Here is a 10,060-nt window from a genome sequence, read left to right as displayed (position 1 = left end):
CACTGAAGCACTGATCACTTTATTAATTATTCCACTGGCAGTTCAATGGTGGAGCGCCTGGTATCCTGGTGCAGAACCTGGAGGTGGTGGTTACGTAGCCCAGAGAATGCTGGCTGCGAAGAATGAAAATCATGCAATTGGTGCTACCTTCTTTTTCAACGTGCTTCATTACGCTTTAAGACCATGGCCATGGATTCTCGTGGCTCTCGCTTCTCTGATCGTTTATCCTGATCTAGATAGCATTCAGTTAGCCTTTCCTAATGTAAGTGAAGATAAGCTTGGACAGGATCTGGCATATTCTGCAATGCTAACTAAATTACCAGCCGGGCTATTGGGAGTGGTTATTGCTTCTTTAGTTGCTGCATACATGTCTACTATCTCAACACATCTAAATTGGGGATCTTCCTATATTGTGAATGACTTTTACTCAAGATATATCAAAAAAACTGCTTCAGAAAACGAACTTGTAAACGTTGGAAGAATAAGTACCGTAGTACTCATGCTTATTAGTGCAGTTCTGGCTCTGGTATTGCAGAATGCACTTCAACTATTCAATATCATACTGATGTTTGGCGCAGGAACCGGTCTTATTTTCTTACTCCGCTGGTTCTGGTGGCGAATTAATGCCTGGAGTGAAATTACAGCCATGTTGGTTTCAGGAGTTATTTCGGTAGTTTTTAATTTTACCGGTGTTGGGATTTATATGTTTGGAGGTTTAGATAATGCCACAAACACTAAAATAGCAGGTTTACTTCCTGGCTGGGCAACATATCCTATTGTGGTTGGCATCACTACCTTATCCTGGTTATTGGTTACCTTCCTTACAAGACCTGAGAAAAAAGAAGTACTCATCAACTTTTACAAACGCACACAACCCGGCGGACCGGGATGGAAAGCAATCGGTATGGATGGTTTTGTAGATAGCAAGAATAATTCCTGGAATGTTCCTTCCGGAATATTAGCTACTATACTTGGTTGCTTTGCAGTATACAGCGCACTTTTCAGCACCGGGTACTGGATCTACGGTGAATATTTCAAAGCAAGTATTACTACGGGTATTGTTCTAATTCTGGCATTTGTTTTAAGAAGGCTTTGGTTCAAGATCCGGACTCAGGTACTATAAAAAAGGCTCCAATGGAGCCCTTTATAATTTTTATGTTTTATCAAATTAAAAGTAACATCCACCTTTTCTTCTTCCAGGATTAGCTGAACTATCGAAGATTTTAAAACCAATACTTAGCATGATCTGGTTTAATCTCGTATCATTAAAAGTGGCTCGATTAATTCCATAATCGGCATTTACTATATCAATTCCCTGGTTCTCTTCTGAAGATAAAGAACGATCGTAGCGCAGGTCCAGTTCAAACCTTCCAAAAGACCCCTTGATTCCTATCTGTCCACTAAGCGGAGTATTTTGCGCAACTATTTCCAGGTCTGGTGGTTCAGTTCCTTCGAGTGAAGCATCTAAAATATTCTGATAAGCTGGGCCTGCATAAATATCAATTGGTCCCCAAACATTATATCCTATTAATAATGGTACATTAATTTTATCAACTGCGTAGATTGAAGGTGCTGTTGGAAAAGGAAATTCCGTTTCCATTGTGCTGTAAATAAATTCTGGTCTAAGTAGGAATTTTCCGAATCTTACTTCGAAAAAGGCACCGGCATGAAAAGTTATCTCAGATTCCGCTTCCACTACACCGTCAAAATATAATCCATTGGAACTTATTCCGGTAATAGTACCACCTGAGGAGTAACTAGGTCCTCCCTTTATTCCGAAGCTAAAATCCTGGGCAGTTAGACTCGTAGCGAACAATAGCGCTGTAATTATAAAAAATAAAGATTTATTCATGATGCTTTAATTCGAGGTCAATCGGGGTTAAATATATCAATTAAATAGACTAATCAAATAATCCGCTTTAAGTTTTTAACGCATAAACAAGTGTTTCAGTATTACTGAAAATGAAAAAGCACCAACAAGTGGTGCTTTCAATCTAATTTTGAATATATTAATTTGTCTCTTTCTCGCCTTCCCATTCAGAGAAACCGCCAGCAAGATTATAAGTTTCTGCGAAGCCCATTTGATCTAGTAAGGTACAGGCCTGAGAACTTCTTTTTCCGGAACGACAATATATATAGTAATGTTTGTCACGATCAAGTTTGTCTACTTCATCAACAAATTCCTGACCCTTATAGATATCTATATTTTTAGAATTCGGAATATATCCCTCATCAACTTCTTCCTCTGTTCTCACATCCAGGAGTACTGCCTTATCGTCGCTTTTGGCCTTCTTTTGCCACTCATACTGTGATAATTCTTTCATGTTAATCAAGTTTTTGGTTGCCGTAAAGATAGGATTGCTGAAAAAACCGTAAAGTCTTCAATTCTACTTTTAACAATATTTTATTATCAGTCAAGACTAAACTCATTAAATTTGTATGTACAAATGTTGTAACAACAAATGAAAATAGAGGATCTTTTAAAAACTTCCGGTAAGATTTCTGAAACCAAAAGATTGGTTCTTAATCTTATTGTAACTGCAAATTTTTTAAGCGAAGAAATGCAGGAAGTTTTAAAACCATACGGCATCAGTTCTCAGCAGTTCAACGTCCTAAGAATTTTAAGAGGTCAAAAAGGTAAACCTGCGAACTTAGGCACCATTCAGGAAAGAATGGTGAGTAAGATGAGTAACACCACAAGACTGGTTGACAAACTGATCGAAAAAGGATTCTGCCAGAGAATCACCTGTCCTTCCAATAGAAGAAAAGTTGAAATTACTATTACCGAAGCTGGACAGGAACTTTTAAAAGAGATTGATCCATTGGTAGAATCAATGGAGAATAGATTTTCAGAAAAATTAACAACAAAAGAATTAACAGATTTAAATAATAAATTAAATGAGCTTAGAAACACAAACTAAAACTAGATTTAACGAAGACCTGAATTGGAGATATGCTACAAAGAAATTTGATAGCGAGAAAAAGATCAATCGCGAAGACCTTGATCAATTACTGGAAAGCGTTCAGCTTACCGCTTCCTCTTATGGGTTACAGCCTTATGAGGTGATCGTGGTTGAAAATCCTGAAATAAGGGAGAAACTTAAAGCTGAAGCCTGGAATCAAACCCAGATCACTGAAGCATCTCATCTTGTAATTTTTGCGAATCTTACTAAGGTGACTGAAAATTATGTTAATACTTATTTAAACAATATTGCGGCAACACGCGACATGTCTCGGGAAGATCTGAAAGGAATGGAGGACATGATCAAGAATACAACACTTCAATTGCCTCAGGAAAAACAGAACTTATGGGCTGCGAAACAAGCTTACATAGCATTAGGTAACTTATTAGCTGCAGCTGCTCATATGAAGATAGACGCCTGTCCAATGGAAGGTTTCAATGCTGGCAAGTTTGATGAAATTCTTCAGCTTGAAAATAAAGATCTAACTACCGCAGTAATCGCTCCTATTGGATATCGTAGCGCTGAAGATCAGTATCAGCACCTTGCAAAGGTTAGAAAATCAACTTCAGATTTAATTCATTTTATATAATATAATAACTCACATCATGAAAAGTAAATTAATTAATTCCGCAGTAATTATGCTGGTAGTTTTGACTACCGTAGCATTTACCAATTCGAAAAAAGAAGTAAATACCTCTGAAAGTACTATTAAATGGACCGGAGAAAAAGTGACCGGATCTCATGAAGGAACTATCCAGCTGGAAAGCGGATACCTATTGATGGAAGATGATAAGATCACTGGCGGAGAGTTTGTAATGGATATGAGTACTATTACAGTGACCGACCTTTCTGGTGACAGTAAAGAAAAACTTGAAGGTCATTTAAAGTCTGATGACTTCTTTGGAACGAGTGATCACCCTAAAGCAAAGCTTGTAATTACCAGTGCAGCTTCTAAAGGCAATGGGAAATACGGAATCGTTGGAGACCTTACTATAAAGGAACAAACACACCCCTTAACGTTTGATCTTACCATGAACGGTGATACGGCCACTACACAGGTAACTATTGATAGAACTAAATATGATGTTCGTTACGGGTCGGGTAGTTTCTTTGACAATCTGGGAGACAAGACGATCTACGACAATTTTGATCTTGACATCACTTTGAAATTCTAAATTGACTCCCTAGGTAAATCTTGGGATTCTTTTTAAAATTTAGTTTGATAAGAAATAATTGATTTCTATCTTTGAAGCTATGTTTATAACGAATACACATAACTGGTGGTGGAGCAACTTACGCAATAAATCGTGAGCTGATACGCCATTTCATATATAGATATATAAGGCTTGTCTCACGACAAGCCTTTTTTTATTCAAAAAAATTAAGATTCAATGTTCGAATTAAAGACAACTTCAAAAAAGATCCTTGCAGATACAATTACTCCGGTAAGTATCTATTTGAAGCTTCGCGACCGTTATCCAAATAGTCTTTTGCTGGAAAGTAGTGATTATCATGCAAGTGATAATAGCTTTTCATATATCTGCTGCAATCCTATAGCCTCATTTAAAGTAGAAAATGATGTTATTACTGAAAGTCTACCAGACGGTACGGTTCAAACAACTAAGATCGATAGAACTGCTTCAGTCCCTGCTGCGATACAGAAGTTCTCAAAGCGCTTTAAAGCTGATGCTTCAGATTTTAAGTTTATCAATAATGGCATATTTGGTTATATAGGCTACGATGCCGTTCGGTATTTTGAAAATGTAGAGATCAAACGTAAAGAAAAGGATTTAAAAATCCCGGATGTTTATTATGCAGTATATCAAAACATTATCGCGATCAACCACTTCAAGAACGAGGCTTATATCTTCGACCATAGTTATGAATCTGAATCCAAACTAGAGGAAATTGAACAACTATTGAAGGTTAAGAATTTTGCTTCCTATAATTTTTCCAGAATCAAGCAGCCATACTCGAACCTGAATGATGATCAATATCGTGATGTTGTAGAGGCGGCCAAGGAACACTGCCAGCGTGGTGATGTTTTCCAACTGGTGCTTTCAAGACGTTTCTCTCAGAAATTTAAGGGAGATGAATTTAATGTTTATCGGGCGCTAAGGAATGTAAACCCTTCCCCCTATCTCTTTTATTTTGACTACGGAAATTTTAAAATCTTCGGAAGTTCACCTGAAGCACAGTTAATAGTAAACGAGGGTCGAGCTGAAATTCATCCAATTGCCGGAACTTTCAAGCGTACCGGAAATGATGAAAAAGATGCAGAGCTCGCCAAGGAACTCGCTGCAGATCGCAAGGAAAATTCGGAACATGTGATGCTTGTTGATCTGGCCCGTAATGATCTAAGCCGAAATGGAAGTGATGTTGTGGTTGAAAATTACCGCGAAATTCAATTCTTTTCTCATGTTATTCATCTAGTTAGCAAAGTCACCGGAAAGATTGCCGCCAATGTGCCAACACCACAGATCGTTGCAGACACTTTTCCTGCTGGAACATTAAGCGGTGCTCCAAAACCAATGGCATTACGACTTATTGAAAAATTCGAAAATGTGAATCGTTCAGCTTATGGAGGCGCGATTGGTTTTATGGATTTTGAAGGCAATTTTAATCATGCGATCATCATTAGATCTTTTGTAAGTAAAAATCACGAATTGCATTACCAGGCAGGTGCTGGAGTCGTATCAGAATCCAAGCCTGAGAATGAGTTACAGGAAGTATATAATAAACTGGGAGCACTTACCAAAGCTCTGGAAATAGCTGAAGAAATTTAGAATGGAAAAGATGAAAAAGATCCTTGTAATAGACAATTACGATTCTTTCGTATATAATCTTGTTCATTATCTTGAAGAACTGAATTGTGAGGTGACCGTAAAGAGAAATGACCAGCTTGATCTGGAAGATGTGGCTGATTATGATAAAATATTGCTTTCCCCGGGTCCGGGTATTCCAAATGAGGCAGGACTTTTAAAGCAAATCATCTTAGAATATGGCGCTACCAAAAGTATTTTGGGGGTTTGTCTCGGCATGCAGGCGATAGGTGAAGTTTATGGAGGCAAATTATTGAACCTAAAAGAGGTTTATCATGGCGTCGCTACCAATATTGAGGTTTTCGTCGAAGATGAATATTTATACTCAGGACTGGAAAAAGAACTGGAAGTTGGACGATACCACAGTTGGGTAGTTGCCAAAGAACTTCCTCCACAGCTACAGGCTACCAGTTATGATATAAAAGGTGAGGTCATGTCGTTGAGACATAAAGAATATGATGTTCGGGGAGTTCAGTTTCACCCGGAATCTGTGTTGACACCAGATGGTAAAAAGATGATAAAAAACTGGGTAGAACATGAATCTTCAACAGAAACACTTCAGAATAAGGAAAACGAGAAAACAACTTCATGAAAGATCTCTTAAACAGGCTTATTAGTCACGAAACTATAACAACCAGCGAGGCAAAACAGGCTATTTTTAATATTTCTGAAGGGAGATATTCAGAAACACAGATCGCAGCATTTCTTACGGTTTATATGATGAGAAGTATTACCATCCAGGAACTGGAAGGTTTTAGAGATGCATTGCTCGAACTATGTGTAAAGGTAGATCTCAAGGATTATAACACCGTGGATCTCTGTGGAACCGGCGGTGATGGAAAAGATACTTTCAATATCTCGACAACCGCCTCATTTGTAACCGCAGGCGCCGGAATTAAGGTGTCCAAGCATGGTAATTATGGTGTATCTTCAATAAGTGGAAGTTCCAATGTCCTGGAATATCTTGGGATAAAGTTTAGCAGTGACCAGGGTTTTCTTCAGAAAACTCTGGAAGAAGCCAATATCTGCATTCTCCATGCACCACTTTTTCACCCCGCGATGAAAAACGTTGCACCGGTTAGAAAAAGTCTAGCTGTAAAAACATTCTTTAATATGCTTGGTCCTATGGTAAATCCTGCATTTCCCAAGAATCAACTCGTAGGCGTTTTCAGTTTGGAGCTGGCACGTATGTATGCGTATCTTTATCAAAATACCGATAAGAATTATACGATACTTCATGCTCTCGATGGTTACGATGAAATTTCGTTAACCTGTGAGACCAAAAGCATTCGGAACGATTCTGAAAGTATGTTGAAACCAGAGGATTTTGGAGTTTCAGAATTGCAACAATCACAAATTGCCGGAGGTGGATCGATTGAATCTTCCGCAGAAATCTTAACCGGTATTCTGAAAGGCAATGGAACACAGGCACAGGAAAATGTCGTATGCGCAAATGCCGGTATGGCCATCGCAACTGTCGAAAATCTAAGTGCCCAGGATGGTTTCGCCCGCGCTAAGGAATCTATCGCATCTGGTAATGCATTTAAATGTTTCAAGAAATTACAGGACCTAAGTAAATAATTAGCTGAGATTATGAATATTCTAGATAAAATTGTTGCTGATAAACGTCGGGAAGTAAACCTGAAAAAATCGATTTTCCCGGTAGAACAGCTCGAAAATTCGATCTTATTTCAAAGAAATCCGGTTTCACTGGCAGACAAACTAAGAAATTCAAGCAGCGGTATCATCGCGGAACATAAAAGAAGATCACCGTCTAAGCAGGTCATTAACCACGATCTTAATGTACAGGATGTGGCGAGTGGTTATCGGGATGCCGGAGTCTGCGGTATGTCTGTCCTTACCGATGGTAAATATTTTGGAGGTTCTCTGGAAGATCTTTTATACTCCAGGGCTGTAGTAGAAATGCCGGTCTTGCGTAAGGATTTTATGGTAGATGACTACCAGATTCTTGAAGCCAAAGCTTTTGGAGCAGATGTAGTTTTGCTGATTGCGGCGGTATTACCGACTGAAGAATTGAAGCGTCTGGCGACTTTTGCGAGAAATCTTGGGATGGATGTTTTACTGGAAGTACACGATCTTGAGGAACTTGAGAATTCAATTGAAGCGAATGTGGACATGATCGGGGTAAATAATAGGAATCTCAAAACATTTGAAGTTAGTATCCAAAACTCCAAAGATCTATCCAGGCATATACCAGACGAATTCGTGAAAGTATCAGAAAGTGGAATTAGCGACCCAAAAGTAATTGCAGAACTTAAAGATTATGGATATCAGGGTTTTCTGGTTGGAGAAAATTTTATGAGGACAGAAGATCCCGGGAGGGCAGCGAAGGATTTTATAAACGAAATTAACAGGAAGTCATAAGTCACATTATGCAGGAACAAAACTTAACAACACCGGCCTCAGGACAAAGTTCTGGATTGAGTCTAAAAGTTTGCGGGATGCAACAACCTGGAAACATGTTGCAGGTAGCAGATCTAAAACCTACTTATATGGGTTTTATATTTTACGAAAAATCTCCCCGCTATTTTGAAGGAAAACTTCCTGAACTCCCTGCTGATATCAAAAAAACAGGAGTTTTCGTTAATGAATCTGTTTCCAGGATTCTGGAGGTTGCAAACCAGCATAAGCTTGATGCAATTCAACTGCATGGGGAGGAGTCGGCAGAATTCTGTCAAAAGCTAAAGAATAATTTTCAGCAACATGGCAACACTCCAGAGTTGATAAAAGTTTTCAGTGTTGGCGACCACTTCGATTTTCAAAAGATACAGGCATTCGAGGGTATCGCAGACTATTTCCTATTTGATACTAAAGGAGTTCTACGAGGAGGTAATGGTAAGGAATTCGACTGGCAGATTTTAAAAGAATATCCTTCTAATACACCATTTTTCCTTAGTGGTGGCATTGGGCCCGAACATGGGGAAGCCATCGCCGAGTTGAAGAATCATTTCTATAGAGAAGGCAAGCCAGATCTCCTTTATGCTGTAGATGTAAATAGTAAATTCGAATTGAAACCCGGATTAAAAAAATTGAAAGAATTAAAAGAGTTCAAACAAAAGATAAATTCATAAGATGAGCTATCAGGTAGATGCAAAAGGATATTACGGGGATTTTGGAGGAGCTTATATTCCTGAAATGCTATATCCTAACGTAGAAGAACTGCGTTCAAGGTATATCGAGATCATGCAGGAAGATTCATTCCAGGAAGAGTTTCATGAGCTATTGAGAGAATATGTAGGAAGACCTACCCCTTTATATTATGCAAAACGCTTTAGTGAGCATTATGGAACCAAGGTATATTTAAAGCGTGAGGATCTTTGCCATACTGGTGCACATAAGGTGAACAACACAGTCGGGCAGATCCTGATGGCGCAAAAACTTGGAAAAAGGAGGATCATTGCTGAAACCGGAGCTGGACAACATGGTGTTGCGACGGCAACAGTCTGCGCTTTGATGGGAATGGAATGCATTGTTTATATGGGCGAGGTGGATATTGAAAGGCAGTCTCCAAACGTTGCCAGAATGAAAATGCTGGGAGCTAAAGTAGTTCCTGCAAAATCCGGAAGCCGTACCTTGAAGGATGCTACTAACGAAGCAATTCGTGACTGGATTAATAATCCAGTAGATACTCACTATATCATTGGTTCTGTAGTTGGACCACATCCTTATCCAGACATGGTGGCAAGATTTCAGAGTGTTATTTCTGAAGAGATCAAGTACCAGCTAATGGAAAAGGAGAATACAGAAGATCCTGACTATGTGATCGCTTGTGTTGGCGGTGGTAGCAACGCTGCCGGAGCTTATTACCATTATCTCGATAATCCAAAAGTTGGGATCATCGCCGTGGAAGCAGCTGGAAAAGGTATTGATACCGGTGAAAGTGCTGCAACCTCAGCATTGGGAAAACCCGGAATTATTCATGGTAGTAAAACACTTTTAATGCAAACCGGCGACGGACAGATCACTGAACCTTATAGTATTTCAGCTGGCCTGGATTACCCGGGAGTTGGACCAATGCATGCTAATCTTTTTACCAGTAAAAGAGGAGAATTTATTAGCATTACAGATGAAGCAGCTATGAAGGCTGGTTTAGAACTAGCTAAACTGGAAGGGATTATTCCCGCTATAGAAACTTCCCATGCCCTGGCAGTTTTTGAAAACCGGAAATTTAAGAAGGATGATATCGTTGTAGTCAATCTATCAGGTAGAGGCGACAAGGATTTGAACACATATATTGAATATTTCAATTTATAG

At 39.0% G+C, this 10,060-nt stretch carries 11 protein-coding genes and 1 pseudogene; 10 read left to right on the top strand and 2 right to left on the bottom strand.

Annotated features, from left to right (window positions below; all coding sequences use genetic code 11):
* Positions 1-1,123: pseudogene (locus QZ620_RS02885) on the top strand (Na+:solute symporter); the annotation flags it as partial.
* A 45-nt stretch (positions 1,124-1,168) separates the two neighbouring features.
* Here QZ620_RS02885 and QZ620_RS02880 read toward each other — a convergent pair.
* Positions 1,169-1,852 carry a hypothetical protein gene (locus QZ620_RS02880; RefSeq protein WP_295178912.1) on the bottom strand — a complete coding sequence of 228 codons (684 nt, stop codon included), beginning with the start codon at positions 1,850-1,852 and terminating at the stop codon, positions 1,169-1,171.
* Between the two features lie 157 nt (positions 1,853-2,009).
* Positions 2,010-2,324 carry a rhodanese-like domain-containing protein gene (locus QZ620_RS02875; protein ID WP_295178910.1) on the bottom strand — a complete coding sequence of 105 codons (315 nt, stop codon included), beginning with the start codon at positions 2,322-2,324 and terminating at the stop codon, positions 2,010-2,012.
* A gap of 138 nt (positions 2,325-2,462) precedes the next feature.
* Between QZ620_RS02875 and QZ620_RS02870 the strand changes: the two genes are divergently transcribed.
* The 9 genes from QZ620_RS02870 (at position 2,463) to trpB (ending at position 10,060) form a co-directional block, all read left to right on the top strand.
* Positions 2,463-2,921, top strand: coding sequence for a MarR family transcriptional regulator (locus QZ620_RS02870; protein WP_295178908.1), 459 nt, complete (start codon positions 2,463-2,465; stop codon positions 2,919-2,921).
* Positions 2,899-3,552, top strand: a complete 654-nt coding sequence (locus tag QZ620_RS02865; protein WP_295178906.1) for an NAD(P)H-dependent oxidoreductase — start codon at positions 2,899-2,901, stop codon at positions 3,550-3,552. The genes QZ620_RS02870 and QZ620_RS02865 overlap by 23 nt, the downstream gene beginning before the upstream one ends.
* 16 nt (positions 3,553-3,568) lie before the next feature.
* The gene (locus QZ620_RS02860; RefSeq protein WP_295178904.1) at positions 3,569-4,138 is read left to right on the top strand and encodes a YceI family protein; all 570 of its coding nucleotides are present in this window, start codon (positions 3,569-3,571) and stop codon (positions 4,136-4,138) included.
* Between the two features lie 216 nt (positions 4,139-4,354).
* Entirely contained in the window at positions 4,355-5,749 is a 1,395-nt protein-coding gene (locus tag QZ620_RS02855) for an anthranilate synthase component I family protein (RefSeq protein ID WP_295178902.1), read from the top strand.
* A gap of 10 nt (positions 5,750-5,759) precedes the next feature.
* Positions 5,760-6,377 (top strand): aminodeoxychorismate/anthranilate synthase component II, encoded by a 618-nt coding sequence (locus tag QZ620_RS02850; protein ID WP_295178917.1) that lies wholly within the window; start codon positions 5,760-5,762, stop codon positions 6,375-6,377.
* Positions 6,374-7,366, top strand: a complete 993-nt coding sequence (gene trpD / locus QZ620_RS02845; RefSeq protein ID WP_295178900.1) for an anthranilate phosphoribosyltransferase — start codon at positions 6,374-6,376, stop codon at positions 7,364-7,366. The genes QZ620_RS02850 and trpD overlap by 4 nt, the downstream gene beginning before the upstream one ends.
* 12 nt (positions 7,367-7,378) lie before the next feature.
* Positions 7,379-8,170 (top strand): indole-3-glycerol phosphate synthase TrpC, encoded by a 792-nt coding sequence (gene trpC / locus QZ620_RS02840; RefSeq protein WP_295178897.1) that lies wholly within the window; start codon positions 7,379-7,381, stop codon positions 8,168-8,170.
* 8 nt (positions 8,171-8,178) lie between these two features.
* Positions 8,179-8,877 carry a phosphoribosylanthranilate isomerase gene (locus QZ620_RS02835; RefSeq protein WP_295178895.1) on the top strand — a complete coding sequence of 233 codons (699 nt, stop codon included), beginning with the start codon at positions 8,179-8,181 and terminating at the stop codon, positions 8,875-8,877.
* 1 nt (position 8,878) lies between these two features.
* A complete protein-coding gene (gene trpB / locus QZ620_RS02830; RefSeq protein WP_295178893.1) occupies positions 8,879-10,060 on the top strand; it encodes a tryptophan synthase subunit beta in 1,182 nt (393 codons plus the stop codon).

The organism is uncultured Christiangramia sp. (genome assembly GCF_913046405.1).
Classification (GTDB): Bacteria; Bacteroidota; Bacteroidia; order Flavobacteriales; family Flavobacteriaceae; genus Christiangramia; species Christiangramia marina.
The sequence above is the reverse complement of the archived record's forward strand: the minus strand, read 5'-3'. Positions and strand labels throughout refer to the sequence as shown.

Excerpts from the sequence above, each read along its gene's own strand:
- trpD (WP_295178900.1), top strand. The coding sequence starts at position 6,374 with ATGAAAGATCTCTTAAACAGGCTTATTAGTCACGAAACTATAACAACC.
- QZ620_RS02850 (WP_295178917.1), top strand. The coding sequence starts at position 5,760 with ATGAAAAAGATCCTTGTAATAGACAATTACGATTCTTTCGTATATAAT.
- QZ620_RS02835 (WP_295178895.1), top strand. The coding sequence starts at position 8,179 with ATGCAGGAACAAAACTTAACAACACCGGCCTCAGGACAAAGTTCTGGA.
- QZ620_RS02870 (WP_295178908.1), top strand. The coding sequence starts at position 2,463 with ATGAAAATAGAGGATCTTTTAAAAACTTCCGGTAAGATTTCTGAAACC.
- trpB (WP_295178893.1), top strand. The coding sequence starts at position 8,879 with ATGAGCTATCAGGTAGATGCAAAAGGATATTACGGGGATTTTGGAGGA.
- QZ620_RS02875 (WP_295178910.1), bottom strand. The coding sequence starts at position 2,324 with ATGAAAGAATTATCACAGTATGAGTGGCAAAAGAAGGCCAAAAGCGAC.
- QZ620_RS02880 (WP_295178912.1), bottom strand. The coding sequence starts at position 1,852 with ATGAATAAATCTTTATTTTTTATAATTACAGCGCTATTGTTCGCTACG.
- QZ620_RS02865 (WP_295178906.1), top strand. The coding sequence starts at position 2,899 with ATGAGCTTAGAAACACAAACTAAAACTAGATTTAACGAAGACCTGAAT.
- trpC (WP_295178897.1), top strand. The coding sequence starts at position 7,379 with ATGAATATTCTAGATAAAATTGTTGCTGATAAACGTCGGGAAGTAAAC.
- QZ620_RS02855 (WP_295178902.1), top strand. The coding sequence starts at position 4,355 with ATGTTCGAATTAAAGACAACTTCAAAAAAGATCCTTGCAGATACAATT.
- QZ620_RS02860 (WP_295178904.1), top strand. The coding sequence starts at position 3,569 with ATGAAAAGTAAATTAATTAATTCCGCAGTAATTATGCTGGTAGTTTTG.